The sequence below is a fragment of the Acinetobacter sp. SwsAc6 genome, assembly GCF_013391565.1.
GTDB lineage: Bacteria > Pseudomonadota > Gammaproteobacteria > Pseudomonadales > Moraxellaceae > Acinetobacter > Acinetobacter cumulans.
Window position 1 is genome coordinate 154,367 of record NZ_JACAXE010000003.1, and the last position, 25,835, is coordinate 180,201.

A 25,835-nucleotide genomic window follows, 5' to 3' on the forward strand; every position below is an offset into this window, starting at 1 on the left:
TTATAAAGTAAATAATAGAAACAAATAGGAAGAATACGTCTGATGCGTGGTGTAAATAAGGTCATTTTAGTTGGTACTTTAGGTCGTGATCCTGAAACCAAAACTTTTCCAAATGGCGGCTCTTTGACTCAGTTCTCAATTGCAACAAGCGACTCGTGGACTGATAAAAATACAGGTGAACGTAAAGAACAAACAGAATGGCACCGTATTGTATTGCACAATCGTTTAGGCGAAATTGCACAGCAATACCTACGCAAAGGTTCAAAAGTTTATATCGAAGGTTCACTACGTACGCGTCAGTGGACAGACCAAAATGGTCAAGAGCGCTACACGACTGAAATTCGTGGCGAACAAATGCAAATGCTAGACAATAACCGTCAGCAAGGCGAACAAGGCCAAGGTTTTGAACAGCCACGTTTTAACAACAATAATGGCGGTCAGCAAGGTAGTTACGGCCAGCAGGGCGGTTATGGTAATGCTAACCAAGGCGGTCAAGGTGGCTATGGTGGTGCTCAGCAAGGTGGTTTTAACAATAACCAATCAAATGGTTATGGTAACAACAACCCAGCTGCATTTGCGCCAAAACCACAAGCGGCGCCTGCAGCTGCACCAGCAGATTTAGATGACGACCTTCCGTTTTAAGTCTGAAAAATCCTTATAAAAAACCGCCTGTAGTAGGCGGTTTTTTTATGTCATTGTACTCGACATTATTTTTTGGCAGAGACCTGCATGGTAATGACAGCACGGAATACAGGCTGTTGTGCTTCATCGGTAATTTCGACATTGACCAAATATTCACTGCTATTTGTCCAGACAAAATTTGCTTGTACTGGGGTCGCAGTGGCAGTTAAATCGGTTTTGGCTTTTTTCAGATATTCGACCGTCATGCCTTTTGGAATCCAGCGGTGTGTGCTGGGTACTGTCGCATCGGTCATGGTCCCACCAGCGAGTTCTGCCATATTGCACATGGCGATGGCATGGACTGTACCCAAATGATTGAGTACGGCACGATGCTTCTTCATTCGGATGATGCAAAGGCTGGGCTGAAGCTGTTCAAACAGCGGTGAAATACTGCTGAAATAAGGTGCTTTCAAACACAGCATTTTAGAAAAAGTCCATTTCCCTGCGGGTTTATTTTCCAGTGCTTTCCATATTTTCAGTGCTTGGCTCATTTGGCTTGTCCTTCATTTGTATTCCTTTACTTTAAAAACAGAATAATATTCTGTAAATGACTTGGATGACGCGCAAGCACTTTCAAATTGCCATAAACCGATTATGATGAGCTTGGGCTATAGATGGGTGCAACGATGTACGAACAAGACTTGCTGGAACGGGTTTACTCAGGAAAAAGAGCGTTACTTAAACGTCAAATTTTGGTGCAAGCATTAGATTGTTTTTTAGAACAAGGCATTGAAACCACTACAATTGAACAGATTTGCGAACGCTCTGGTGCCAGTGTGGGGGCGGTTTATCATCATTTTAAAAACAAAGAAGGGATTGTCCGTGCGCTTTATCTTGCGGCTCTGCAAGATCAAAGTCAGCAACGTATGCATGCTTTACATGATGCGCAAGGGATACAACAAGGTATTGCGGTTTTAATACACAGCTATATTGCTTGGACTGTGCAGCATCCACAGTTCGCACGGTTTTTATATACAGCGCGTAGTAGTTTTAACACAGTGACCCAAACCGATATTGAGCAACAGAATCAGCAACGCAATCAGTATTTATTGCTTTGGATTGACCAGCAATTGGACCGTGTCGTGTTGGAGCATATTCCTTATGAATTGCTATTTTCTTTGGTGATTGGTGCAACGGAGAGCTACTGCCGCGCATGGCTTTCAGGTCGTGTGCAAAGCTCACCGCTACAGTATCAAGAGCAATTGGCGCGTTCGGCATGGGATTCGATCAGACAGTCTGATTTAGGCTGATATCGGAAAATGAGATAATCTTGAAGGTCGTTAGAGAAATAATAAATCTAAATATTCGATTGTTTTTATAAAAAAGAACAGTTTTACCTATTTAGATGTTTTTCGTATTCTAGCTTCAACAGATAAGCACTCCCTGAAATGATTGAAGAGGAATACACAATGAGTTTGATTAATACAGAAGTAAAACCATTTAACGCAACAGCTTACCAAAATGGCCAATTTGTTGAAGTATCTGAGCAAGATATGAAAGGCAAATGGTCTGTGGTTTTCTTCTATCCTGCTGACTTTACATTTGTATGTCCAACAGAATTAGGCGATCTTGCGGATCACTATGCTGAATTCCAAAGCATGGGTGTAGAAATCTACTCAGTATCAACAGATACACATTTCACGCACAAAGCTTGGCATGATTCATCTGAAGAAATCAAAAAAATTCAATATCCAATGGTTGGCGATCCAACATGGACTTTGTCTAAAAACTTCGATGTACTGATTGAAGCTGATGGTCTTGCAGACCGTGGTACGTTTGTCATCGATCCAGACGGCAAAATCCAAATTGTAGAAATTAATGCGGGTGGTATTGGCCGTGATGCATCTGAATTACTTCGTAAAGTAAAAGCTGCTCAATATGTTCACGCTCACCCAGGTGAAGTTTGCCCAGCAAAATGGAAAGAAGGTGAAGCAACACTTGCTCCTTCAATTGACTTAGTAGGTAAAATCTAAGTTTAAAATATAAAAAAGCCGGCATTATTGCCGGTTTTTTTAGTTCTGATAAACACCATTTTAGTTGAGATAGCCTTGGCTTTGAGTGGCTTGACCACGCAAGCCGTCGACCAAGTGTTGAATCAGTTTTTCCATGACTAAACGTTGTCCTTTACGTGATGCATAGACCAGCTGTACCGTCCCGACATTTGAGCACCACTCTGGCAAAATATGGACCAAGCGTCCTTCAGCAATATCTTTTTCAACGGTCAGGTAGGGTAAGTCTGCAATGCCTAAACCATCCAAAACAGAATAATACACACCTGCCAAATCATTGCTTTTGACCCGTGGTTCTAATGGAATAACTAACTCTTCATCGTGTTGCTGATGGTGGAGTGTCCATTGGTAATGGTTTTTGTGTGTGCCCAATACAATACTTGGAAATTCACTGATTTCGGTCGCGAATTGCAAAGTACGTCCTTGTAATAAGGCTGGACTTGCCACAAGGCAGTGCGTGGTTTTAACAACGTCGCGGACCACAATGCTGGAATCTTCATTGGCTTGAAAATTGGTTCTGATGGCCAGATCAATATCATCATGTAAAACATCGACACGGCGACTGGTGAGTTCCATTTCGACTTGTACCATTGGGTATTGCAATAAAAAACTGTTCAGTAGGCTACGGATTTGATAGCGCATCATCACCGACGGACAGCTAATTTTGACTAAGCCCTGAGGTTCACTTTTTTGTTTCAGCAAGACATTGTTGGCGCAGTCGACCTGTTGGATTAGTTTAATGCATTCCTCATACAGTTCTTGGCCTAAAGGTGTGACTTTAAAATGACGGGTAGAACGCTGGATGAGGGTGACATTGTACTGGGCTTCTAAGTCTAAAATCCGACGGCTCAATTTGGATTTGGTAATGTTAGACGCTTCGCTGGCTGCACTGAATCCGCCGTGTTTGACGACAAGATAAAAATAATAGTAATCATCAAATGAATGCATCGTGGCTCCATGGGCAAATGAAATGCAAAATGCATCATGAAAATGAACACGCTTGAATCAAGCGCATGGATAAAATTATAGTATAAGTATTATAGATATAAAAAAAGCGGTCAAAAGACCGCTTTTTTGTCCGCAAAATAAATTATTTTGTGGTGTTTTTCACGTAGCTTTGGATCAAGTTTTTGTAGTCTGGAATGTGCGCCGCAAATAGTGCTCCTAAACCTTCTACGTCATTACGCCAGTCACGGTGTAATTCGCAAGCTGTACCAAACCACGTCATGAGCTGTGCGCCAGCTTGAGACATACGATCCCATGCAGAATCACGTGTCAAATGGTTGAATGTGCCTGAAGCATCGGTCACAACAAATACGTCAAAGTCTTCAGCGAGCGCAGAAAGCGTCGGGAATGCAACACAAACTTCAGTGACTACGCCAGCAATGATCAATTGTTTTTTGCCAGTTGCTTTTACTGCTTTAACGAAATCTTCGTTGTCCCATGCATTAATTTGGCCTGGGCGGGCAATATAAGGCGCATCTGGGAACATTTCTACTAGTTCAGGAACCAGCGGGCCGTTTGGACCGTCTTCAAAACTTGTTGTTAAAATTGTTGGCAGGTTGAAATATTTAGCAGCTGCTGCTAAAGCAAGAACGTTATTTTTGAATTTGTCTGGATCGATATCACGTACTAGAGAAAGTAGACCTGTTTGATGGTCAACTAAAAGAACCGCAGCGTTGTCTTTATCTAAACGAACGTAAGGTTTAGCCATTTTCTATGTCCTTTTTGGTGTTTTGCACAGTGTTGAGGGAATGCAAAGACGTGTGTGGGGATATATATTTCGGTTTTTATATTAGTTCTATTATTATGACAATGTAAGGGCGATAGATAGGAAAAATAATCATATAAATAGGATTATTTGTAAAATATGGTAAAAATTCACTAAATAATTCTAGGTAATAAGATAAAGCTTATTAAATTATCTCATTTTTAAGATTATGAATATTGCTATGCATCTATAAAGCGGAGCAGCAAAAGAATAAGATAGCTCCCATGTTCATCCTATCGCATATATAGGAGTTAAAAGATGAAAAAAGTTGTAGGCGTTTATCGCAATCAAAACATGCATTGGGTGGGTGATGGTTTCCCAGTGAAAAACCTGTTTTCTTATGACCGTTTGGGACAGGCAATTAGTCCATTTTTACTGTTGGATTATGCTGCGCCGTATCGTTTTGATCCGACTACTGCTCAACATGGTGTAGGTTCGCATCCGCACCGTGGCTTTGAAACGGTCACTTTAGCCTATCAAGGTGAAGTAACACATAAAGATTCCAGCGGTGGTGGTGGCACAATTCAAGCGGGTGATGTGCAATGGATGACTGCAGCATCGGGTGTGGTGCATGAGGAGTTTCATTCTCCTGCATTTGCTGAGGCGGGTGGTTTATTTGAAATGGTACAACTTTGGATTAATTTACCGGCCAAAGACAAAATGACCGCGCCACGCTATCAAGGTTTAACCGCGGGCGAGATTCCGCGTATTGAGATGGATGAGAGTGCAGGTCATATTCGGGTCATTGCGGGTGAATTTGGTGGTCATCATGGTCCTGCATTAACTTATAGTCCCGTCAATGTATGGGATGGTGAGCTCAAAGCAGAATATGAAACTTTTTTAACTGTTCCTGCTAGCCATAACACGATTTTGGTGGTGTTGAATGGTGAAGTATTGGTCAATGGTACACAAAAAGTGATTGATAGCTCGATTGTGATGTTTGCTAAAGATGGTGAAACAGCGATTCAGTTACAGGCCTATCAAGATACTAAATTTTTGCTTTTAACAGGTGAACCTTTAAATGAGCCTATCCAAGGTTATGGTCCATTTGTGATGAACAGCAAAGAAGAAATCGTGCAGGCATTTGACGATTTCAACCAAGGAAAATTTGGTGAAATTCCAGTTCAGGCCTAAGTTCTGGTGACGCGATTACACATAATACTCAAGCATAAAAAAAGCCCCTGAATGAATTCAGGGGCTTTATCGTTTGCGCTGTATTTTCTTTTTTTGTCGTCATCACACGTACTGTTAGAATGATAATATGTGACACAGTTATCGTTTTTATGTGCTTCGAATGATAGCGAGAACAGGTAGCGAAGTAAAACGAAATTTTAAGAAATGGTTAAACTATATTGTTTTTTTATAAGGTTTTTTATTTTAAATTGCATAAAATTAAGTGAATTCATGAACTTATTTGCTTGATTTTCTAATGTTAAGAAATGTTAAGAAATGTTAACGCGATGTTTGTTTACTTTGGTCTGGCATCTGCTGAAAACAACAGAATTTGGCAGTTTTTAATAACTTGTTTTCTGCTGGCATGGGTCATAATTTTATAAAATTTCAAATATGGAATAGAAGATTGGATATCGCAGTCATCGGCAGCGGCATGGCTGGTCTTGCTGCCGCAAGAATTCTGAAAGATGCAGGACATAACATTACAATTTTTGAAGCGCTTCCTGGGCGTGGTATGGATAGTCACAGTACTGAATTTGAAGGTGGCATTATTGATGCACCTTTAAGAGTTATGAATCCTCATCTATGGAAAAATACGCTCAGTCTGGCTGCTCATTTGGGTATTCCTACTTTTCCTGTGCGTACCTATATGGCATGCAGTTGGTTATTTGAAGACAAAACTGAAACATGGTTGACGACTTCGCGCACGCGTATTGGCAATATTCCAATCATTAATAACCGTAAAGGTATTCAGCAGTACGGTTGGCGTTTGGTCAAAGGTATGTTGCAACTGAAAACTGCGCTGAGCAAATTCTTTAAATCGAAGGATCAAGACATTACCTTGGCGGAATTTATTAACCGCAATGATATTGAAGAAGTGTTTTGGCATGGTGCGGTGATGCCTGTGCTGTATACCATTTGTACCTGCAATCCGAAGACCATTGGGGATTGGCCAGCCAAACCTTTATTGATTTTTTTACGCCAATTGACGGATGGTGATGCCTTACTGCGTATTCAGGGGGGCACTTCAGCTTTGGTAACTAAGCTAATCGAAAATATTGAAGTAGTGAGTGGTTCAGCTATTACCAAGGTACAAGAGCAGGGTGAAAAAGTTCTGGTCGAAAATACGCAAGCTCAGCAGATGTTGTTTGATCGTGTGGTGGTGGCAACGCCAACAACTAAAATTGAAGAGTTTTTAGAGCCAACTCAGTTTGCTGAAGATATTGCGTTGTTAAAACAATTTAAGTTTGAGCAAGGTGAATTGGTTATTCATACTGACAGTAGTGTGATGCCACCAAAGCGTAAAGATTGGTCTGTACTCAGTTATATGATGGACCGTAAATTTACCCGTCAGCAGTTTACGGTATGGTTGAATTCGATTGAACCGAGTTTGGTTGGTAAAACGCCAGTGTTCCAAACTTGGCGTCCAGTAACGGATATTGATCCTAAAAAAGTGATTTCAACAGTGACGCTTACACGTGCGGTTGTTGATTCAAAAACAGTCGCATTAAATAAGCAATTGCAACAACGTCACATGAGCGCAGCCCGTAAAGTATTTTTCTGTGGCTCATGGTCTTGTGATGGATTGCCAATTTTAGAATCTGCAGTAACCTCAGCTATGCATATTGCAGAAATTTTGGGTGCACCATTGCCGTTTGTAGGCTTAAAACCTAAAGTAGAGGTTGCACCGCAACTCGGCTATTAAATCTATGAAGTGGCTTCACAGCATTAAACAGTATATTCCACGCCATAAATATGCCATTGATGCAAAGTTTTTGGGTGATGATGCACTGTTGGCTTGGAGCAATTTAGGCTATTGGCAGGCCGTGGATGATCCTTATCCGCAGGCTTGCCAAGCACTCGCAGATCGTTTAGCACAGAGCTTAAAACTACAAGCCAATGATCAGGTCTTAGATTTGGGCTGCGGTCAGGGTGCGAGTATTTTGCATTGGCATACGCAATATCAGGTTGCATCCATCAAAGCTGTTGAACTACAAGAGGCTTGTGTTCAACGCATTCAAAACCTTTTAAATTCAAAACACATACCCACCTCAAATATTGAAATATTTGCTGATTCTTTTTTGAATTTAAATTCAATCTTTCCAAAAAAATGTTTCGATGTTGTGATGTGCATTGATGCTGCGTATCACAGCAATTTAAATTCATTCTTGTTATCCACAACTTCCGTTTTAAATTCAAAAGGCCGTTTGGGCTTCCATTATTTAATTGTGGATGAGAAATTTTTGAATTTAAATGCGATGCAACAACTACGTTATCGTGCTTTGTTAAAGGCGGCTGATGTTGATATAAGAAAATTACCAACAGCAAATAGCTTGCAAGAAAATTTGAAGCAATTTGAATTTAAAAATGTTCAGATCGAAAATATCAGCATGCAGGTTTTTTCGGGCTTTGCACAGTATGCACATCACGTTTTAAATTCAAATATGACAGCACAAGGTTTAGCGCAGTTTAAAATTCAAATGACAGCAAAATTATGCCGTACTTTATTTGAAGAAGGCTTGGTTCACTATGTACAGGTTAGTGCGAGTAAAGACGTCTAAAAGACGCATAGTGCACATGTTGAAGATGCTTGAAAGTTAGGTTTGCAGTATGTTTTGCGTGGGCAAGAAAGGTGTAAAAATACAAAGCCCAGAAACATCAAAGCCTCACTAAAAAGCGAGGCTAAGATAATGGTGCCGGCACACGGATTCGAACTGTGGACCTACTGATTACAAGTCAGTTGCTCTACCAACTGAGCTATGCCGGCATTATGGGTTGCATTCTACAGATTTTTTTTGAAGCTGCAAGCCAAAAAATAGCCAATCGAATTTTAATTTTAAATATTATGGCCATAACCCAATCAGATCGGGTTATGGCAAGGTATGAAGAGGGATTAGGGGCTATTTTTGTCTTAGGATTTTATCGAGGTCTTGGGCACATTCTTCCAGCGTAAAGGCCATATCTAACTGCATTTGAGGCTTAAGTTCGTTGGCCAGTTGCCTCCATTGTTCGATCAGTCTGAGGGCTTTTTGAATTTTATGTTTATTCACATCCTTGGCGATGGTCGGCACATAGCCTCCACGTTTGGCATTTTTCATTTGTTTGGCGTAGTTATTTGCACTGTTATTCATGCTCACTCCAAAAAATAGCAGGGTTTTGGGTACTTGCTTTATGCTGCAGTGTCTTTGTTTCAGCCTAGATAAAATGTTATGGGTTAATTCGCGCCTTGTTTTTTAGTGATGTTTTAAACATAACATAGCTTTTATTGCATGTGTATGAAGCTAAATATGTGCCAAGTTGAGTGATGAGCATTAAAACAGTCTTTATAAGCTTGGGCTGGATGATTTGGATGGTTGAGTGTATTGATTTTACTGGGGATAGCTTTAATTTTTATTGTCCGCTTGTTATCAGGCATAAAAAAATCCCTAAATGAAACCATTTAGGGATTTTAAATTCTGGCGGTGAAAGAGGGATTCGAACCCTCGAAACGCTATAAACGTTTACACACTTTCCAGGCGTGCTCCTTCAGCCACTCGGACACTTCACCTTATTGCGCGGAGGATAATAGCGAAAAATAATGGGACTGCCAAGCTGAAACAATTGATTTAGAGAAAAACTTTTTCTATGGTGATATGATGCGCGAAAATACTGTCTAAACTGAAGACACATAATATGCAAAGTACTGCACAAAAAGCCGCATTGCCCGCTATTACCCTAGCAGCACTCGGCGTGGTGTTTGGTGATATTGGGACCAGTCCGTTGTATGCACTGCGTCAGTGTTTCCTTACTGCACATTTAGCTATTTCAGAAGCATCCGTGTTAGGTATTCTATCGCTGATTTTCTGGTGCATGATGCTCACCATCAGCTTTAAATACGTCATGATTATTATGCGCGCAGACAATAACGGCGAGGGGGGCATTATGTCTCTTTTGGCCTTAAATCTACGTACCACACTAATCAATGACAATAAAAAGATTTATCTCATTGCTCTAGGTTTTATTGGTGCTTCGCTATTTTTTGGCGACGGGATCATTACACCTGCAATTTCTGTGCTCTCTGCGATTGAAGGCCTCAGCATTGCAACGCCAATGTTCAATCAATGGTTGGTGCCATTGTCCATTGGTATTTTGACAGGGCTGTTTTTGGTACAAAGACACGGCACAGGCACCATGGGGAAATTCTTTGGACCAATTACCTTGGCATGGTTTCTCTCTATTGGGTTGTTTGGACTGTGGAGCGTGATTCAAACGCCACATGTGTTGTTAATGGCCAATCCTTATTGGGCACTCAGTTTCATATTTAATCAGCCTTATGTGGCTTTTTTGACTATGGGCGCTGTGATTTTAACCATCACTGGCGGTGAAGCTTTATATGCAGATATGGGGCATTTCGGGCGTTTACCGATTCGTTTAGCGTGGTTTATTGTGGTGTTACCTTGCTTGCTACTTAACTATGCAGGCCAAGGAGCGCTACTGTTACGTAATGCTGAAGCTTTGGCCAATCCATTTTATATGCTGATCCCTGAGTGGGCCCTGTATCCGATGATTGGCTTAGCCACGGCCGCTGCGGTCATTGCTTCGCAGGCTGTGATCACGGGTGTATTTTCAATGGTGAACCAAGCCATTCAATTACGCTATTTGCCCCGATTAACAGTACGTCATACCTCAGATGTGGAACGTGGCCAAATTTACTTGCCATTTATTAACTGGGCATTGTTTATTTCGGTTCTGATCCTGATTTTACTGTTTGAAAATAGTGCCAATTTAGCCAGCGCTTATGGTGTAGCCGTCACTATGACGATGCTCTGTGGCACGATTCTGATTTCAGTTTTGGCTTATGGCCTATGGCGTTGGCCCGTGTGGAAAGTGGCGCTATTTGCGGTGCCATTTTTGCTGATTGATTTGGTGTTTGTCGCGTCAACATCATTAAAAATTCTGTCGGGCGGTTGGGTGCCAATCATGATTGGTGCAGTGCTGTTTACTATTTTGATGACATGGAAAGATGGTCGCGAGTTAGTGTTAAATCGCTTAGCCAAAGATGCCTTGCCAATCGACTTATTTATTAAGAGTATTGGTTTTAGTGACGAAACCAAGTTTGTCCCTGGCGATGCTGTGTTTTTAACAGGAACGCCAAATATTGTGCCTCATGCAATGTTGCATAATATTAAGCACAACAAGGTTTTACATGAGCGTAATGTGATGGTGACTGTGGTCACTCGAGACATTCCTTATGTGACTGAAGCGGAGCGTTTTAAGGTAGAAAAACTGGATGATCGTTTCTATCGTATTTTTATGTACTATGGTTTTAAAGATCAACCTGATATTCCACAGGCCTTAGCACATGCATATACGCAATTAGGTTTTGATTTTGATTTGATGCAAATTAGCTTCTTCATTTCACGCGATCGTATTATTCATACTTTGGGTGAGGGAATGGCGCCGTGGCGAGAAAAACTGTTTATTTCGATGCAACGGAATACCAGTCCAGTCAGTGACTTCTACCAGATTCCAACCAATCGTGTGGTGGAGTTGGGCAGTCAAATTGAAATTTGATATGTAATCAGCAATAAAAAAACCAGAGCAAAGCTCTGGTTTTTTTATTGCCACCTTTATTTTATTGAGCAAAGGCATCTTCATTAATCTGAGGTTGCTCAGGTGATGCTTGCAGGGCTTCGTCTGTTGCTTGAGCATTTGGGGTGGCTTGTACAGGCGTTTCTAGGTTAACTGGTGCATCAGCAGAGGATGAAAGTGTAGCCTGTGCTTCAGCGTTTGGGTCAGGAAGTTCCGCCTGAGCATTGGCTGGATTTAATGGTGCCTCTGCAGTGGGTTCGGCTTGGGTTACGGGTGTGTTTTCAGTCACTGTACTGTCAGCACCTTGCGCAGGTGCTGTCGTAATCGGTTGGATTTTGCCACTTGCAATTAATTCATTTAAGGAGCCAGGTTGGCCATTTACTGTGGTGGTAATTTTGGCTTTAGATAAGCTTTCCAAAGTTTCACCTGGCTGTACAGCAGGTTCTGCAAATACAGATGCACTAGCAAGACCAGCAATCAGGCCAAGGCCTAGAAGTTTAGAATACATAATGACTCCAATAATCGATTCTTCGAATTTTAAGTAGGCTTACCATGTCATAATCAAAGTTCTTTATTCAATGAAACATACTTAATCACGTCAAGACTTGTATGAAACTGATATAGAAGCGCGACAAACTGTTACATCATCTGGTGAATTGTTAGACAATGTTTGCATAAAACTTCATCAATGCTATTGCGATTACATATACAGGCGGACTTACCCTTGTTAAGCTCCAGAAAAATAATCTGTTTTTAAGTAATCGTTGTAGCAATGGCAAAAAAGAAAAGTAGTTCTGGTGGTGTTCTTTCCCAATTATTCAACCAAAATGGGGTGAAAGCGATTTTGGGTGTGGTTGCTGCAGGGAGTTTTGCCATTGCATTTGGACAAGAAAAAATTCAGCAGTTTGTGTCTAATACAGGCTCAGGTTCAAATAGCGCATGCCTAGATCAGTTTTACCGTGATGTGCCCCCTTATTTAATGAAAGACAGCTTGAATAAGCACAGTTATCCATTATGTTTTAATGGTTTTAACGTCATGTATTCAGGGGTGTCTAAAACGCCGTTGTGGGTAGCGGAAGCTTTAACACCTTCTCGTTTAAGTCAAAAAATTCCGCGTGAAGATAGCTTTCATGAAGAAGAGCGCGTAGATCGTGCACACCGCGCGACTTTATCGGATTACAAAGCATCGGGTTATGATCGTGGTCACATGGCACCCAATGCCGATATGCCAAACACAGAATCGCAGTTTGACAGTTTCTCTTTAGCCAACATGGTGCCTCAAGCGCCAAAGAATAACCAAAAGGTTTGGCGTGAATTAGAAGAAGCGACCCGCGCTATTGTGACAAAGCAAAAGCAAGATGTGTATGTCGTTACTGGGCCAGTATTTGCTGCGAAGAAACTAAAAACCATTGGTAATGGGGTGATTGTTCCAACGGCAACCTATAAGGCAATCTACTTACCTAAAACGGGTACGATCGGTGCTTACTATGCACCGAATGACAATTCGCTACAGGTGAAAGTTGTGAGTGTTTGCTATTTAGAAGAACAACTCGGCATTAATTTATTTCCGCAGTTGACTGAAGAGCAAAAGCGCAATACTTACAAACTGCCTTTGACCGCTGCTGGAGTAAAAGCCAACACCCAATTTGCTTATTCACATTGGGATGCAGAAAGCCAATGTGCAGAAGATGTTGCAACTGACAAGCTAAATGCGATGCAAAACCAGTTTAAGTCTGCTGGTGGTTCAAATGTATCTAATACAAATAGTAGTACGGACGCGAACAGCGGTACAGGGCAAAACAGCAGTACACAAGATGCGATCATTAGTCAGCTGATCGAAACATTATTGCAGTATATTTTGCAGTTGTTGAAATAATGTGCTTGCTTTAGGATAAATCAGGGCCATGTCGAAGGCATGGCAATATAACAACGATATGATCAATAAAAAGCGAGATAATCATGTTTAAGCCTTATGAAAATGGCACAGAATCACACGCAATTCATGATCTGACTTTAGAAAATGACCTTGATTGCGTCAATCTTTATGGCAACTTACAATTGACCAAAGATCAAGCAGGGTTAGCTGCGGCTAAAGCTTTGCAAGCAGTGTTAAACGATGTTGTAAAAGCCTTAGAAGCTGAGGTGAATTTACCCGAAAAAATTCAACGTGCAGAGGCGGGTGAAGTCGAAAATCCTTTTTTATAAACGCTGCTAAATTTACACAAAAATGCCCACACTATGACGGGCATTTTTATGGGTATAGTGGGCATTTAGTGTTGCTTAAGGTTCATCTTGTGCGATGCCTCGATAAATGACCGCACCAATGACAGCACCAACAATAGGCGCAATCCAGAACAGCCAAAGTTGGCTGAGTGCGACGGTTTCTGCAAACAGTGCTACACCTGTACTTCGTGCTGGGTTTACCGATGTGTTGGTCACAGGAATACTAATGAGGTGAATAAGGGTGAGCGCTAAACCGATAGCAATGGGTGCAAAACCTGCAGGTGCGCGTTTGTCAGTTGCACCCATAATAATGATTAAGAACATTGCAGTGAGAACAACCTCAATGATCAGTGCAGACATCATCGAATATTTGTTGGGTGAAAGGTCGCCAAAACCATTACTAGCAAATCCACCTGTTCCTGCGAAGTTCGCTTGACCACTGAAAATGGCGTAAAGCACCCATGCAGCCAAGACTGCACCAATCACTTGTACAATGATATAAGGCACTAAGTCCTTGGTATTGAAGCGACCACCTGCCCATAAGCCAATACTCACGTCAGGGTTAAAATGTCCTCCAGAGATATGACCTAGTGCATAAGCCCCGGTTAAAACCGTTAAACCAAAAGCCAGAGAAACGCCTGCAAATCCAATACCGAGTTCAGGGTAGGTAGCGGCAAAAATTGCGCTCCCACAACCACCAACCACCAAACACCAGCCAAAATGTACCGATTAATTCCGCAATATATTTATTCATGTTGTGCTCCAAAGATCCTTTTTTTGTTGTATGACGGCGTGGAGTTTTGCCTGAATTATATTTATCAAAATGTGATTCACTTCACAATAATCAAAAGATAAACGGAGCTTATGTTGTGATTATTGCACCTGTTGACGCCATTGTAGTGGGGTCACATGACGCCACTGTTTAAAGGCACGTTGGAAGGCACTTTGTTCGGAATAACCGAGTAATAGTGCAATTTCATGTAAGCCCAAATGTGGATCTCTTAAGTATTCTTCGGCCAACATACAGCGTACTTGTTGCATACGCTGTTGATAGGTGCTGCCTTGTTGTTGTAAATGGCGTTGTAGTTGGCGCACAGAAATATGCAATTGCTGGGCGATATCTTCAATCTGAAATTGATTTTTTTGTAAGCCTGTTAATATGGCTTGCTGTAAATATTTATCCGTTTGGGTGATATTGGGGAGCTTTTCCAGTAAGGCTTGCGCTTGTTGAATTAAGAGCTGTTGCAGGGTGTCATCACTGTGTGAAAACGGGCGAGACAACTCTTCGATGGGTAAAAGTACTTGTGAACTCGGTTGAGAAAAGCGGACCTTGCAACGGAAAAACTGTTCATATAAGGCCACATGCTTAGGTGCAGGTTGCCTAAAATGTACTTCATGAATGTGCAGATCTTCAAAATTAATAAAATGCTTTAAAAAACCAACCATTAATGCAATCGCGACTTCATCGGTGAGTTGGTTGGACATATTCGGTGGCAACTCTGACCAACAAATGGATAAATACGCGCCTAAGCCTTCGACTTTTAAGGGAGAGCCATCATAAACCAGACGGTGAAAATCATGATAACGATACAGCGCCTCGCCTAAATTGGCACAGGACATGGCGATATAGGCAATAATGCCCAAATGTTTGGGCTGTACGGCATTGGCAATTTCTAGCCCGAGTGCAGGGCGTTGTAATTGTTCATTGAGTAAGTTGAGTAAATCGCGCCAAACCGAATAGTCGAAACGTTCTAGGTTTTGAACTTGAGTCAAGGCGGAAGGAATCTCTAGCTGTTGTTGCTCATAAAACGTATAGAGCAAATGCCCGAGACCACCATACACAGTGCCAGTATAATCTTTAAGGTGCTGCATTTTTTATTCTTGGTTTTGTCGTAATTTGTCAATGATATTTAAAAACATGGTCAATATCTAGCCTTTTTGATTGCTTATAGTGAGATAAAAGATCGGAGGTTGCATATATGTTAAAAGGTTTTCTTGTGGGCCTCGTGGTTGCTAATGGTTTTGAGTGGGTTGCACATAAGTATCTTTTGCATGGCACTCACCGCACAGGCAAGCCACGCTGGAGCCCATCACCAAGCAATATGAAATCGCATTGGGAGCATCATCGTGAAGTACGAAAAACTGCTTTTGAAGATTATGGCTATGTCGAAGGTTTAAAAAATTGGCGTACAAAAAATGAAGTCATGTCTTTGGCAGTTGCTGTAGGTGTATTTGCACCTTTGTTTTATCCTGTATCTAAAGGAATGAGCCTTGCCGTGTTGTATGCTGCAGGTAATTATTACTATATCCATCGCCGTGCACACTTAGAGCCAGATTGGGCGATGAAAAAAATTCCGTGGCACTATGACCACCACATGAACTCAAATCAGGATGCCAATTGGTGTGTGACCAAACCTTGGTTTGATTATCTGTTGGGTACCAGAGTGATCTCATCACCAAATTTACAAGAGAAGAACCCTTTAGGTATTCCATTGCCAGCGTTGCTTTCAAAAGCTTTAAATCAAGCGGTTACACGTTTCTTTCCTGTTCAGCTCGCAGATAAAAAGGCGGCCGCTGTTGAAGAGCTACGCTCTTAGGCCGAAAAGACGACGAATGGTGTCTAAAAATATCGTTTTGTCGTGATTGGTCAATAAATTGCTTCAATATTGTCAATATTTCTAAGTTGAGTGTTTTTATAATCCTATTATCGAAAATGTACTGCATTTTAGATTGACGTATATTGAAATTCACTAACCAAGTGCTGTAGTTTTTCTTGGTTTATAGGAGCCGAAAAGGCTCCTTTTTTTTATTCTGATTTTAGTAATGCGAATGGATGTAATTCAGTCAAAATAAAACGTCCATTCCAATCATGAATTTGACTTGCATAATGAAAACAATAAGTTTGACCAGCCTGCAAAGTTTGCAACTGTGCAATATGCTTGAATGCAATCGGATCGCCATTAAATTCTAAAAATTTAGAATTCGGAGTTATGAATTGAAAAGCAGTTTCATATTGTTGCTTGCGCCCTATATTGAAGTGAATTTGTCTTACAAAAATGGCACAAGTATAATTTTGAAGTGGTGTATCTAAGGCTTTTTGATACTTTGACTCACGGTACAGGTCTAAGCCAAATAAATACATGTACATAAAACCACAGATCATCACTAGGATGATGATAGATTGTGTGTTTTGGCTCATTTTAAGCCCATAAGCAACGAGGCCAAATAAGATCAAGCTACCGAAGCTTGTAATAAATAATGCGGTGTCTAAGTACATTATGGACAAAAAAAAGAGCATCTATATAGATGCTCTTTTAATCATATTTGTTGCTATGCAGTCAATTAAAGACGCATTTCAATACCTTGTTCTGCAAGATATTTTTTCGCTTCAGGAATGGTATGCTGACCAAAGTGGAAAATAGAGGCTGCCAATACCGCATCTGCACCACCTTGAATAATGCCATCTGCTAAATGTTGTAAATTACCAACACCACCTGATGCAATGGTTGGAATCGTCACGCGGTCGTTGATTTGACGCATGAGGGCAAGGTCATAACCAGCTTTAGTGCCGTCGGCATCCATTGAAGTCACGAGTAATTCACCCGCGCCAAATTCTGCCATTTTAACTGCCCATTCAATGGCATCAATGCCTGTTTCTTTACGGCCACCGTGGGTAAAAATTTCCCATTTATTGTCGCCAGTTTTTTTGGCATCAATAGCAACCACAATGCACTGTGCGCCAAAGCGTTGAGATGCTTCTTGTACAAATTCTGGGTTATAGATGGCTGCAGAGTTAATTGAAACTTTGTCAGCACCTGCATTGAGTAATAAGCGGATATCTTCTACTTTACGTACACCGCCACCTACAGTCAGTGGGACAAATACAGACTCAGCCATGCGCTCTACGGTACGGTAAGTCGTGTCACGGCCATTTGATGTGGCAGTAATGTCTAAAAAAGTAATTTCATCTGCGCCTTGTTCGTTATAACGGCGCGCTACTTCTACTGGATCGCCTGCATCACGAATATCAAGGAATTGAACACCCTTTACTACGCGACCATTGTCGACATCGAGGCAAGGAATAATACGTTTAGCAAGCATAATTTTTTCCAAAAATAACAGCCGATTATGAAACTTCGCGACTTAGATGCTACACCTTAATAGTCGGAGCGGTTATTCTATCAAACTTATGTAAGATTTTTTGCAGGTTTTGTATGTCGGTTTATACCACTTTGACTTTAAAGGAAGCTCAGGACTTCGCCACACCTTATGGTTTAAATGTTGTGGACCTGATTCCCATTCAAGGCGGAATTCAAAATACCAACTATTTTATTGTCTGTGAAAATGATCAGCAGTTTGTTTTAACCATTTTTGAAGAAATGGATGAGCAAGGTGCAGGGGAACTTGTACCTGTATTAGAGCATTTGGGACAAGCAGGCTTAGCTGTACCCGTGCCTCTGTCTTATGCGGGGAAAGCCATCCATACGCTAAAAGATAAGCCTGCGCAAATTGCACCGCGTATGCGTGGGGAACATCCCATGCCATCTAAACTTGAGCAAGTGAAACAGATTGCCGTGGCGCAAGCAAAAATGCATGTGGCTTTACAAGGTTTTCCATTAGAGCGCGCATTTTACCGTGACCATGCCTATTGGTTAGGGGTTTCACGTGAGCTTCGTCCAAGCTTAAACGATGCCGATACCATGCTACTCAATAACCTTTTAGGCTTATATGAAGTATTAACTGCAATGTATCCAGAGCGTCCAAAGGGCTTTATTCATTCCGATTTGTTCCGTGATAACACTTTATTTGAAGGCAATGAACTCAAAGGCATTTTGGACTTTTATGAGTTAAATCAAGACGAATTATTGTTTGATATTGCGATTACGCTCAATGACTTTTGTACAGAATACCCAAGTGTTGCGTTGAATGAAGAAAAGGCCATTGCATTTTTAAATGCTTATGAAACGGTGCGCCCTTTAACCTCGGATGAAAAATCTTGTTTGGAGCTGTACTTGGCCATGGCTGCAGGTCGTTTCTGGATGATGCGTTTGCAAGTGGCACAAAAAAATGCCGCTGAAGGCCGTACAGGGGATGATATTTTGCAGAAAAACCCAGCTGAAATGCGCAATATGTTAATTGAGCGTTTAAAGTTTGTAACGACCTAAAGATAGGCTGAAGGGAGTGGTCATGCGTGATCAAGGGCGTTTAGTAGAATGGTTGGATGAGCAAGGCTATGGCTTTATTCAACCCAGTGACAGCAGTAAAGAGCGGGTGTTTTTACATATAAAGGACTTTGCTCGCCCTGGCCCTCGACCTATTGTCGGCTGTGCTTTGGAGTATTTGGTTGTTTTGGATGAGCATGGGCGCTTTCGTGCCCAGCAAGTGACTTACCTTAAAGCCAGTCAAGTACAACAGTCCAAGCCAGCAGTCAAAGACAATGTGATACACATGCCCAAGAATATCTCTGCCATGCAAATACTGTGTGTGCTCTATATTTTGGCCATTGCAGCCTTAAGTATTGCAGGATTACTTAGTGGTATAGCGCTCTTGGCTTTAAGTTTGGTAAATGTAGCAACGTATTGGTTTTATGCGCAGGACAAAGAAGCAGCGCGTTTGGGCAACCGACGTGTGCCTGAACAAAGTTTACATCTATTGGCTTTTTTAGGAGGGTGGCCTGCTGCGTGGTTGGCACAGCAAAAACTGAGACATAAAACACAAAAACAACCCTTTCGCCGTATTTATTTTTGTACTATAGCTTTTAACATTCTTTTGATTTTATGGCTGATTTCACCATTTAATCCATTTTAAAACGAAGTATAAAGACAGAAGAGGGCGTGTATGGAATATTCAGTAGATCAAGATTCGAACCGTACTTTAACCATTGCCTTATATGTGTTGTATATCGTCGCAATTTTTACGGCGGGTATATTGGCATTGGTGGCATTGGTGATTAATTATATCAAGCGTGACAGTGTGCAAGGCTCGATTTTTGAAAGTCACTTTACTTGGCAAATCCGTACTTTTTGGTGGTACCTCATTTGGAACGTGATTGCTTTTGTACCTTTCTTGTTCCTATTTTTCACAGGAAATAATCCCGACTTATTTGCTGGAACCGCTTTAGGCGCTTCAGCATTTTGTATATTTGTGGTTGGGGCATCTTGGGTGTGGATTGTTTATCGTGCTGTGCGTGGCATTATTACAGTGAATGACAATAAGCCGATGTATCAATAAGTCGGGTGAACAATCACAGCGTGTATACAAGGTCTCATTGATATCGTGAGGCCTCTAAAAAGGCAGCTCAGGCTGTCTTTTTTGTACTTATCATTTCAATCTGCGCTACTTTGAAGCCCGTGCCTGCTTCATTATGGTGAAGCTTACCGAATTGAATGTACCTTTTAATATTTTATACTACACATTTTTAATAAAATTAAATTACATTTTTAATAAATTAAACTTACATTTTTTATTAATATTATTTACTTTTTTAATATAAATAATTTACATTTTAATAAATTTAACTTTACATTTATGTACATTTAATTGGATTAATTTAAACCTTAAAAATAGTTTAAATTTTCAGTTCAAAAATGACTTAGGCATAGTAGCGTCCACGGCGTCTGCGCATGCCCAAAAGATGAATCGCCCGCACCAAAACTGCATAAGAAACTGAATAGCCAAAGCGTTGCTCAAAAAGCGGTATTAAATCACTGATGTTTTGAAATTTTACTTCTTTTACAAATACTTGAAATTCATTCCAGTCCTTAATATGGCTTGGTGCCCCACGTTTTTTTCCTATTTTTGGGCGCAGTTCGCCTGTTTCTTCTTCCAGTTTTATCCATGCATCTAGGGTCACTCGAGAGATGTTGAATTCTTTGCAAACCGCCACTTTATAGTCGGTTTTTTTGTACATCTGAATGGCGAGATTTCGCGTTTCAATGGAATACTTTGGCATTTACTGGCTCATTTTTTAAATATTTATAATTATATTATATGGCATAGTTGTTGCAAAAAAATAATTAACTTTAATAAAACGAATAATCAGGTGACATTATGGAAAAAGCGCAAGTTTCTTTCAAAAAAATGTCTTTATGGCAAGTGGTGATCATTGGTGTCGCATATATGACGCCAATGGTTGTATTTGACACTTTTGGCATTGTGTCTGGTATTACCGATGGTCGTGTACCACTGGCTTATATTTTGGCTTTATTTGCCATGCTCCTTACTGCATTTAGTTATGCGCGCTTTAGTAAACATTCGGATAAATCGGGTTCTGCTTATACCTACACGGCAGAATCCTGTGGGCCTCAAACTGGCTTTTTTGTTGGTTGGTGTTCTTTGCTGGATTACATCATGTTGCCTTTGGTTAATGCGCTGTTGGCAGGTATTTATTTAGAAGCGGTCATTCCAAGCGTACCGTATTGGGCGTGGGTGATTTTATTTACCAGCTTGGTCACTTTAATCAACTGCTTTCGTATCAATATATTGGCCAACTTAAGCATGATCTTTGTCTGTGCACCTGTATTGCTTATGGGCTTCTTTATTTATTTGGTCATTCAAGGGGTAGGGAGTGAGCAAGGTTATGCGCATGTCTTGACGTTCGCACCGCTATTTAATGGTGATACATCAATTTTGCCGCTTATCGCAGGGGCTTCAATCCTGTGCTTTAGCTTTTTAGGTTTTGATGCGGTGACCACCATGTCACATGAAACCAAAGATCCGAAACGTACTATTCCGCATGCGGTTATCCTCACCACGCTTACGGGCGGTGTGATTTTTATTACGGCATCCTGGTTTGTGCAATTGTATTTTCCAACCAATGTCCGTTTTAACAACCCAGATGAAGCGCTACCTGAGATCGTCCTGTACGTAGGCGGGGCGCTATTCCAATCGGTATTTTTATGCGCCCAAATTATGAATACATTTGCCTCAGGGCTTGCCACGCATGCCAGCGCATCACGCCTGATTCATATTATGGGACGAGACGGCATTTTTCATAAAGGCACATTTGGTCAAGTCCATAGCAAGTTGGGCACGCCACTATATGCAGTCTTGTTGATTGGTTTTATTTCCTTGGCAGCCATTCGTTTAGATTTAGCCACTGTGGTCAGCATGATTAGCTTTGGTGCCCTTATTGCCTTTACAGCCGTGAACTTCTCCGTGTTTATGAGGTTTTATGTACGTGATGGGCAACGTCATGGTCTGAAAAATATCTTTCTCAACCTGATTTTACCACTGCTTTCAGTGGCTACGCTGATGTGCCTTTGGGTGAATTTAGAACACAACGCCTTGGTTTGCGGTGGCATTTGGTTGGCAGTAGGCGTTGTATTGTTCGCTTATAAAAAGTTAAGAAAACAAAATATTGTGATTGGTAGTGCGTATTAAGTGGCCGAAGCCTCTATAGCGATTAAACAGAATTGATAAATAGGAATGTAAATAAAATGAATACAAAGCCAAAATTTGTAGACGATGTTGAATATAAAAACAGTGTCAATGTACAAAGCGGTAAGGAGTGGAATTGGCTCAATCCTGCACGCGGCAGTTTTGATTTTCCAGCCAATTATTATGAAAGCTCATTAGACGCATGGCAGGCTTTTGATGCACTTAATGCAGATATTGAGTGTGATGTGGTGGTGATTGGTGGTGGCTTATTGGGTGCGTCCACGGCACTGCATTTGGCAGAGCAAGGTGTAGATACAGTATTGGTCGAAAAAAACCGTATTGGTAGTGCTGCATCGGGGCGTAACGGCGGGCAATTAACCCCTGGGCTGGCGCGTTGGGAAGCAGGGGAAATGATTGAGCACTTTAGTTATGAAGAGGCTAAACGCTTATGGCACTTCACTTCGACGGAGGCGATGTCTTTAATTGACCAAATTGCGCAGAACTATGATTTAGAGCTACAGCGCAAACATCAGCACATTACCGCAGCTGTACACCCAGGGCATTTGGTGGGTTTAACTGAAGGTGCAGATGCGCGTAAATATTTGGGTGAAGACCATACTCAGATTATGGGCAAGCATGAGCTGTTTGAGCATGTGAAATCGGAAAATTATTATGGCGGTTTACTTGATACCCTCGGCGGGCATATTCATCCTCTGGCTTTAAACCGTGGCCTTGCTTATGGTTTTAGTCAACAAGGTGGCAAAATTTATGAGCAAACCGAAGTGTTATCGGTGGATGAGCGTGAAGATGGGATTTATGTGATGACCACTGGCGGTGTGATTAAAGCACGTAAGAGCGCCGTAATTGGGGTGCATCATGCTTCATTTAAGCTGCTGCAAAGCCATAATCAAACCACCATTCCATTTTATACCTACGTCTGTACTACCGCGCCTTTAGAGCTGGACTTGAGTGAAATCCTGCCGAGTGATGCGCCTGTGTACGATACACAGTTCCAAATTGATTATTATCGCGGGGTATCTAAAAACCGTTTGCTGTTTGGCGGCGAAGGGACGGGTTCTTGCTGGACGCCTGAAAAAACCCATGATTATTTATTGGGCCGAATCAAGCATGTGTTCCCGCAATTGACACAGGTTGAGCTGGATTTTGTTTGGAGTGGCACCACAGATTTAACTATGAATGGCGCAGCCGATAGCCGTAAGTCCGATGGGAAATATCCGATTTATGCCGTGCAAGGCTGGAGCGGTCATGGTGTGGCGCAAACCGTGCGTATAGGCAAAGCCATTGCCGATGATTTTTGTGGCAATGCCGATGACTTTAAAATGCTCACCAGTATTCAGCATCAGGACATTTTGTTTGGTCGCGCACTTGCACCGATGGTGATTCCAATGGCGAAAACCGCTTATGGGCTGGGGGCAATGGTCAATCCGGGTAAGATGGTGTCCTTCTAAATTTAAGTCTTTTTTATGCAGGGAATCGCTTAAAAGCACCCTCATTATTGAGGGCGCTTTTTGAGGATTAAGACATTTCTTCAGTAATTTTGTCTTTATTTTTCTTTAAAAATTTAGGGCGCCATTCACTCACAATGACGCCAATGACCACCAGCATGCCACCGATTAAAGCCAAGGGTGCTAAGCGCTCGCCTGCAATACGGCCAATCAGTGCAGCCCATACAGGTTCGCCTGCATAAATAATGGCGGCTTGAGATGGCTCAACCATACGCTGTGCCCAGTTCATCACCAATTGAATAACGGCGCTGGCTAAACCGAGTCCACACAGCACAGCGAGCAGGGGCCACTCAAACTGAGGAAGGCTGGTTTCACCATTCAGAGGCGCAATCATAAAACACAATAAAGAGGCAAAAGCCAGTTGTAATACCGTGACGCGTCGTAAATTCACAGTGTTGGCAAAATAGCTGATCAGAATAATTTCAAATGCGATAGCAATGGAGCCTAAAAGCGTGATGATTTGCCCGACATTGAGTCGAATCGCACCAAAGCCATTACCTGTTAAAAACACCAAGCCAACAAATGCGCAGAGTACGCCTAACCATGTCATAAGGTGTGGACGGTGCTTAAAGCAAAGCCACATAAAAATGGGCACCAGTGGCACATACAGTGCAGTCAAAAAAGCCGATTCACTGCTACTAATACTTTGTAAGCCAATGGTTTGTGTGCCATAGCCAATTGCAATCACCGCGCCAATACAAAAGCCCGCAAATACTTCATGGCGATTTAAGCCTTTGAGGTATTTCCATGACAAGATGCTGACAGCAAGTGTTGCCGCTGCAAAGCGTAGACCGACAAAAATGAGTGGGCTACTAAAATTAAGACCATATTGTACGGTGAGAAAACTCCCGCCCCAAATGATGGTAATGAGGATTAGGGAAATTTGAGGAAGTTTGTTGGCAAAAGCCGAGGGGACTGAGAGCATGACACTTCATTAGCTGGAATCGGAAAAAACAAAAAGAGGTCCGTAGACCTCTTTTAAAACAAAATCAGAGACTTAATTAAGCATCTAAAACTGCTTGAGCTTCACGAAGGTTGAGAGTGCCTTCATAAATTGCACGACCAGTAATCGCACCTAAAATGCCTGGTTGGCCTTTTAAGCCGTGTACATCATCAATATTGGTAACACCACCAGATGCAATCACCGGTAAACCAGAATAGCTTGCGAGATTAACGGTTTGCTCGATGTTTACACCTTGCATCATGCCATCACGTGCAATGTCGGTATACACAATGCTAGATACACCAGCATCCGCAAAGCGTTTCGCAAGTTCAGTCGCCTTAACGTCAGTCACATTTGCCCAACCATCTGTTGCCACCATGCCATTCATTGCATCAATACCCACAATGATGTGGCCTGCAAATTTTTGACATGCTTCTTCAACAAATTCAGGGTTTTGAACAGCTTTAGTCCCAATGATCACATACGATACGCCTGCATCTAGGTAGTGCTCAATGGTTTCGAGTGAGCGAATACCGCCACCAATTTGAATAGGTAAATTCGGTTGAGCTTTTGCAATCGCTTCAACCACAGGCTTATGAATTGGAGTACCTGCGAAAGCACCATTTAAGTCAACCAAATGCAAGCGACGCGCGCCTTCATTTACCCAATGCTGTGCAGTTGCCACTGGATCATCAGAAAATACGGTATCGTCTTCCATACGACCTTGTTTTAAACGGACACATTTGCCATCTTTCAGGTCAATTGCAGGGATGATCAGCATGCTTTCGCTCCTCGCCCAATCTTAAATTGAATACAATGTGCGCCATCTTAACAAAGTATTGGCAAAACGCTAAGCGTCTGATGCTGGATTTATTTTATTCGGTCGTATACGCAGTTTGAGCGAGGTATTGGGGATTTCCTTGGGTAATAGACCTAAACGCAGGAGCTCCTCAAAAACCAGAACAGGCGCGTAGGCATCAGCAGCAGCATAAGCGATTTGCTGGGGAAGTAATTGCTTTCTTGACCAGTTGGACGTACTGATGCTTTTACTTTTAGGGAAATTTACGCGGAACAGGAGCGCCATGGCATTTTTAAGTCCGACAGGATTTTCTAAACCAAAGGCCTTAAAACACTTTGATAACTCAATCACGCTATTGAGTTCTATCCCTTTTTTACGAAATAAATGAGCGTCATTTTTTAGACCAAAACCGACTTTGATTTGATCTCTGTTGGCAAAGATAGGGTTTAAAAACGCTAAAATTTCGGCATTTACCTGAAACAAATATGCGCGTTCCTGCGTGGCCAATTGAATCAAATGTGGGCCAGTTGCCACTTCACCTTTTTGAAAGGTGGGTTTCGATTCTGAGTCAAAGCCCAATAGCGCGGCCTGTGTGAGTTCAGTCTCAATGGCCTGACATTGTTCTTTATTTTGAATCACAACAATGTGTTCGGTTGCTAAGTTTTGAAACAGTGGAAAACCTTGAATTTCTTCTTTATTGGGTAGGGGCGGGTATTTTGATTGATCCATGGTGTGGTGGACACGCAAGTAAGCAAGTATT

27 protein-coding genes, 2 tRNA genes and 1 pseudogene are annotated in these 25,835 nt (G+C 41.7%); 15 read left to right on the forward strand and 15 right to left on the reverse strand.

Annotated elements, in window-relative coordinates:
• The first annotated feature begins 42 nt into the window (after positions 1-42).
• Complete coding sequence (gene ssb / locus HYG93_RS03330; RefSeq protein ID WP_106984236.1) at positions 43-642, forward strand: single-stranded DNA-binding protein; 600 nt, start codon at positions 43-45, stop codon at positions 640-642.
• Between the two features lie 65 nt (positions 643-707).
• Here the strand turns inward: ssb and HYG93_RS03335 are convergent, their stop codons facing one another.
• The gene (locus HYG93_RS03335) at positions 708-1,172 is read right to left on the reverse strand and encodes a hotdog fold domain-containing protein (RefSeq protein ID WP_117006596.1); all 465 of its coding nucleotides are present in this window, start codon (positions 1,170-1,172) and stop codon (positions 708-710) included.
• Positions 1,173-1,307: 135 nt separating this feature from the next.
• Here HYG93_RS03335 and HYG93_RS03340 point away from each other — a divergent pair, with 135 nt between their 5' ends.
• Entirely contained in the window at positions 1,308-1,931 is a 624-nt protein-coding gene (locus HYG93_RS03340; RefSeq protein ID WP_117006645.1) for a TetR/AcrR family transcriptional regulator, read from the forward strand.
• A gap of 159 nt (positions 1,932-2,090) precedes the next feature.
• Entirely contained in the window at positions 2,091-2,654 is a 564-nt protein-coding gene (gene ahpC, locus HYG93_RS03345) for an alkyl hydroperoxide reductase subunit C (RefSeq protein ID WP_106984238.1), read from the forward strand.
• Between the two features lie 60 nt (positions 2,655-2,714).
• Here the strand turns inward: ahpC and HYG93_RS03350 are convergent, their stop codons facing one another.
• A complete protein-coding gene (locus tag HYG93_RS03350) occupies positions 2,715-3,638 on the reverse strand; it encodes a LysR substrate-binding domain-containing protein (protein WP_178961847.1) in 924 nt (307 codons plus the stop codon).
• A gap of 142 nt (positions 3,639-3,780) precedes the next feature.
• Positions 3,781-4,404, reverse strand: coding sequence for an isochorismate family cysteine hydrolase YcaC (gene ycaC, locus HYG93_RS03355; RefSeq protein ID WP_120364670.1), 624 nt, complete (start codon positions 4,402-4,404; stop codon positions 3,781-3,783).
• A gap of 315 nt (positions 4,405-4,719) precedes the next feature.
• On the opposite strand from ycaC, the gene HYG93_RS03360 reads away from it, so the two are divergent.
• From HYG93_RS03360 to HYG93_RS03370, 3 genes are all read left to right on the forward strand, one after another.
• On the forward strand, positions 4,720-5,595 hold the full coding sequence (locus HYG93_RS03360; protein ID WP_117006598.1) for a pirin family protein: 876 nt from the start codon (positions 4,720-4,722) through the stop codon (positions 5,593-5,595).
• A 445-nt stretch (positions 5,596-6,040) separates the two neighbouring features.
• On the forward strand, positions 6,041-7,339 hold the full coding sequence (locus tag HYG93_RS03365) for an FAD-dependent oxidoreductase (protein WP_194229665.1): 1,299 nt from the start codon (positions 6,041-6,043) through the stop codon (positions 7,337-7,339).
• A gap of 4 nt (positions 7,340-7,343) precedes the next feature.
• A complete protein-coding gene (locus HYG93_RS03370; RefSeq protein ID WP_178961849.1) occupies positions 7,344-8,195 on the forward strand; it encodes a cyclopropane-fatty-acyl-phospholipid synthase family protein in 852 nt (283 codons plus the stop codon).
• 130 nt (positions 8,196-8,325) lie between these two features.
• Here the strand turns inward: HYG93_RS03370 and HYG93_RS03375 are convergent.
• The 3 genes from HYG93_RS03375 to HYG93_RS03385 form a co-directional block, all read right to left on the reverse strand.
• A tRNA-Thr gene (locus HYG93_RS03375) sits at positions 8,326-8,401 on the reverse strand.
• Between the two features lie 133 nt (positions 8,402-8,534).
• The gene (locus tag HYG93_RS03380; protein WP_106984244.1) at positions 8,535-8,765 is read right to left on the reverse strand and encodes a hypothetical protein; all 231 of its coding nucleotides are present in this window, start codon (positions 8,763-8,765) and stop codon (positions 8,535-8,537) included.
• A 325-nt stretch (positions 8,766-9,090) separates the two neighbouring features.
• Positions 9,091-9,181: transfer RNA gene (locus HYG93_RS03385), tRNA-Ser, on the reverse strand.
• A 125-nt stretch (positions 9,182-9,306) separates the two neighbouring features.
• On the opposite strand from HYG93_RS03385, the gene HYG93_RS03390 reads away from it, so the two are divergent.
• Positions 9,307-11,187, forward strand: coding sequence for a potassium transporter Kup (locus HYG93_RS03390; protein ID WP_178961851.1), 1,881 nt, complete (start codon positions 9,307-9,309; stop codon positions 11,185-11,187).
• Between the two features lie 61 nt (positions 11,188-11,248).
• Here HYG93_RS03390 and HYG93_RS03395 read toward each other — a convergent pair whose 3' ends face one another.
• Positions 11,249-11,713, reverse strand: coding sequence for a hypothetical protein (locus tag HYG93_RS03395; RefSeq protein ID WP_117006616.1), 465 nt, complete (start codon positions 11,711-11,713; stop codon positions 11,249-11,251).
• Between the two features lie 264 nt (positions 11,714-11,977).
• Here HYG93_RS03395 and HYG93_RS03400 point away from each other — a divergent pair, with 264 nt between their 5' ends.
• Entirely contained in the window at positions 11,978-13,081 is a 1,104-nt protein-coding gene (locus tag HYG93_RS03400) for a DNA/RNA non-specific endonuclease (RefSeq protein WP_117006617.1), read from the forward strand.
• 83 nt (positions 13,082-13,164) lie between these two features.
• Complete coding sequence (locus HYG93_RS03405) at positions 13,165-13,410, forward strand: hypothetical protein (protein ID WP_106984248.1); 246 nt, start codon at positions 13,165-13,167, stop codon at positions 13,408-13,410.
• A 75-nt stretch (positions 13,411-13,485) separates the two neighbouring features.
• Here the strand turns inward: HYG93_RS03405 and aqpZ are convergent.
• Positions 13,486-14,182: pseudogene (gene aqpZ / locus HYG93_RS03410) on the reverse strand (aquaporin Z).
• A 119-nt stretch (positions 14,183-14,301) separates the two neighbouring features.
• Positions 14,302-15,300, reverse strand: a complete 999-nt coding sequence (locus HYG93_RS03415) for an AraC family transcriptional regulator (RefSeq protein WP_106984249.1) — start codon at positions 15,298-15,300, stop codon at positions 14,302-14,304.
• Between the two features lie 107 nt (positions 15,301-15,407).
• On the opposite strand from HYG93_RS03415, the gene HYG93_RS03420 reads away from it, so the two are divergent.
• The gene (locus HYG93_RS03420; RefSeq protein ID WP_178961853.1) at positions 15,408-16,025 is read left to right on the forward strand and encodes a sterol desaturase family protein; all 618 of its coding nucleotides are present in this window, start codon (positions 15,408-15,410) and stop codon (positions 16,023-16,025) included.
• Between the two features lie 209 nt (positions 16,026-16,234).
• Here the strand turns inward: HYG93_RS03420 and HYG93_RS03425 are convergent, their stop codons facing one another.
• Both HYG93_RS03425 and hisF read right to left on the reverse strand, forming a co-directional pair.
• Positions 16,235-16,627, reverse strand: coding sequence for a hypothetical protein (locus tag HYG93_RS03425; RefSeq protein WP_178961855.1), 393 nt, complete (start codon positions 16,625-16,627; stop codon positions 16,235-16,237).
• Between the two features lie 143 nt (positions 16,628-16,770).
• Positions 16,771-17,532, reverse strand: a complete 762-nt coding sequence (gene hisF, locus HYG93_RS03430) for an imidazole glycerol phosphate synthase subunit HisF (RefSeq protein ID WP_320158835.1) — start codon at positions 17,530-17,532, stop codon at positions 16,771-16,773.
• A gap of 110 nt (positions 17,533-17,642) precedes the next feature.
• On the opposite strand from hisF, the gene HYG93_RS03435 reads away from it, so the two are divergent.
• Genes HYG93_RS03435 through HYG93_RS03445 form a run of 3 tightly spaced genes read left to right on the forward strand, consistent with a single transcriptional unit; the run spans position 17,643 to position 19,659 of the window.
• Positions 17,643-18,593, forward strand: coding sequence for a homoserine kinase (locus tag HYG93_RS03435; RefSeq protein WP_117006619.1), 951 nt, complete (start codon positions 17,643-17,645; stop codon positions 18,591-18,593).
• Between the two features lie 22 nt (positions 18,594-18,615).
• Complete coding sequence (locus HYG93_RS03440) at positions 18,616-19,236, forward strand: DUF1294 domain-containing protein (protein WP_106984254.1); 621 nt, start codon at positions 18,616-18,618, stop codon at positions 19,234-19,236.
• Positions 19,237-19,266: 30 nt separating this feature from the next.
• Positions 19,267-19,659, forward strand: a complete 393-nt coding sequence (locus tag HYG93_RS03445) for a hypothetical protein (protein WP_106984255.1) — start codon at positions 19,267-19,269, stop codon at positions 19,657-19,659.
• 361 nt (positions 19,660-20,020) lie between these two features.
• Here the strand turns inward: HYG93_RS03445 and HYG93_RS03450 are convergent, their stop codons facing one another.
• Positions 20,021-20,380, reverse strand: a complete 360-nt coding sequence (locus HYG93_RS03450) for a helix-turn-helix domain-containing protein (protein WP_106984256.1) — start codon at positions 20,378-20,380, stop codon at positions 20,021-20,023.
• A 98-nt stretch (positions 20,381-20,478) separates the two neighbouring features.
• On the opposite strand from HYG93_RS03450, the gene HYG93_RS03455 reads away from it, so the two are divergent.
• Entirely contained in the window at positions 20,479-21,810 is a 1,332-nt protein-coding gene (locus HYG93_RS03455; protein WP_178961857.1) for an APC family permease, read from the forward strand.
• A gap of 56 nt (positions 21,811-21,866) precedes the next feature.
• A complete protein-coding gene (locus HYG93_RS03460; protein ID WP_178961859.1) occupies positions 21,867-23,276 on the forward strand; it encodes an FAD-binding oxidoreductase in 1,410 nt (469 codons plus the stop codon).
• Between the two features lie 67 nt (positions 23,277-23,343).
• On the opposite strand, the gene HYG93_RS03465 is transcribed toward HYG93_RS03460, so the two are convergent.
• The 3 genes from HYG93_RS03465 to HYG93_RS03475 all read right to left on the reverse strand — a co-directional run bounded on the left by HYG93_RS03465 (position 23,344) and on the right by HYG93_RS03475 (position 25,804).
• Positions 23,344-24,258 carry a DMT family transporter gene (locus tag HYG93_RS03465; protein ID WP_178961861.1) on the reverse strand — a complete coding sequence of 305 codons (915 nt, stop codon included), beginning with the start codon at positions 24,256-24,258 and terminating at the stop codon, positions 23,344-23,346.
• Between the two features lie 76 nt (positions 24,259-24,334).
• Positions 24,335-25,057, reverse strand: a complete 723-nt coding sequence (gene hisA, locus HYG93_RS03470) for a 1-(5-phosphoribosyl)-5-[(5-phosphoribosylamino)methylideneamino]imidazole-4-carboxamide isomerase (protein WP_106984260.1) — start codon at positions 25,055-25,057, stop codon at positions 24,335-24,337.
• A 69-nt stretch (positions 25,058-25,126) separates the two neighbouring features.
• Positions 25,127-25,804 (reverse strand): 3'-5' exonuclease, encoded by a 678-nt coding sequence (locus HYG93_RS03475; protein ID WP_117006622.1) that lies wholly within the window; start codon positions 25,802-25,804, stop codon positions 25,127-25,129.
• Positions 25,805-25,835: the final 31 nt, after the last annotated feature.

Coding starts and splice junctions, on each gene's coding strand:
- ssb (WP_106984236.1), top strand. CDS start 43: ATGCGTGGTGTAAATAAGGTCATTTTAGTTGGTACTTTAGGTCGTGAT.
- HYG93_RS03335 (WP_117006596.1), bottom strand. CDS start 1,172: ATGAGCCAAGCACTGAAAATATGGAAAGCACTGGAAAATAAACCCGCA.
- HYG93_RS03340 (WP_117006645.1), top strand. CDS start 1,308: ATGTACGAACAAGACTTGCTGGAACGGGTTTACTCAGGAAAAAGAGCG.
- ahpC (WP_106984238.1), top strand. CDS start 2,091: ATGAGTTTGATTAATACAGAAGTAAAACCATTTAACGCAACAGCTTAC.
- HYG93_RS03350 (WP_178961847.1), bottom strand. CDS start 3,638: ATGCATTCATTTGATGATTACTATTATTTTTATCTTGTCGTCAAACAC.
- ycaC (WP_120364670.1), bottom strand. CDS start 4,404: ATGGCTAAACCTTACGTTCGTTTAGATAAAGACAACGCTGCGGTTCTT.
- HYG93_RS03360 (WP_117006598.1), top strand. CDS start 4,720: ATGAAAAAAGTTGTAGGCGTTTATCGCAATCAAAACATGCATTGGGTG.
- HYG93_RS03370 (WP_178961849.1), top strand. CDS start 7,344: ATGAAGTGGCTTCACAGCATTAAACAGTATATTCCACGCCATAAATAT.
- HYG93_RS03380 (WP_106984244.1), bottom strand. CDS start 8,765: ATGAATAACAGTGCAAATAACTACGCCAAACAAATGAAAAATGCCAAA.
- HYG93_RS03390 (WP_178961851.1), top strand. CDS start 9,307: ATGCAAAGTACTGCACAAAAAGCCGCATTGCCCGCTATTACCCTAGCA.
- HYG93_RS03395 (WP_117006616.1), bottom strand. CDS start 11,713: ATGTATTCTAAACTTCTAGGCCTTGGCCTGATTGCTGGTCTTGCTAGT.
- HYG93_RS03400 (WP_117006617.1), top strand. CDS start 11,978: ATGGCAAAAAAGAAAAGTAGTTCTGGTGGTGTTCTTTCCCAATTATTC.
- HYG93_RS03405 (WP_106984248.1), top strand. CDS start 13,165: ATGTTTAAGCCTTATGAAAATGGCACAGAATCACACGCAATTCATGAT.
- HYG93_RS03415 (WP_106984249.1), bottom strand. CDS start 15,300: ATGCAGCACCTTAAAGATTATACTGGCACTGTGTATGGTGGTCTCGGG.
- HYG93_RS03420 (WP_178961853.1), top strand. CDS start 15,408: ATGTTAAAAGGTTTTCTTGTGGGCCTCGTGGTTGCTAATGGTTTTGAG.
- HYG93_RS03425 (WP_178961855.1), bottom strand. CDS start 16,627: ATGAGCCAAAACACACAATCTATCATCATCCTAGTGATGATCTGTGGT.
- HYG93_RS03435 (WP_117006619.1), top strand. CDS start 17,643: ATGTCGGTTTATACCACTTTGACTTTAAAGGAAGCTCAGGACTTCGCC.
- HYG93_RS03440 (WP_106984254.1), top strand. CDS start 18,616: ATGCGTGATCAAGGGCGTTTAGTAGAATGGTTGGATGAGCAAGGCTAT.
- HYG93_RS03445 (WP_106984255.1), top strand. CDS start 19,267: ATGGAATATTCAGTAGATCAAGATTCGAACCGTACTTTAACCATTGCC.
- HYG93_RS03450 (WP_106984256.1), bottom strand. CDS start 20,380: ATGCCAAAGTATTCCATTGAAACGCGAAATCTCGCCATTCAGATGTAC.
- HYG93_RS03455 (WP_178961857.1), top strand. CDS start 20,479: ATGGAAAAAGCGCAAGTTTCTTTCAAAAAAATGTCTTTATGGCAAGTG.
- HYG93_RS03460 (WP_178961859.1), top strand. CDS start 21,867: ATGAATACAAAGCCAAAATTTGTAGACGATGTTGAATATAAAAACAGT.
- HYG93_RS03465 (WP_178961861.1), bottom strand. CDS start 24,258: ATGCTCTCAGTCCCCTCGGCTTTTGCCAACAAACTTCCTCAAATTTCC.
- hisA (WP_106984260.1), bottom strand. CDS start 25,057: ATGCTGATCATCCCTGCAATTGACCTGAAAGATGGCAAATGTGTCCGT.
- HYG93_RS03475 (WP_117006622.1), bottom strand. CDS start 25,804: ATGGATCAATCAAAATACCCGCCCCTACCCAATAAAGAAGAAATTCAA.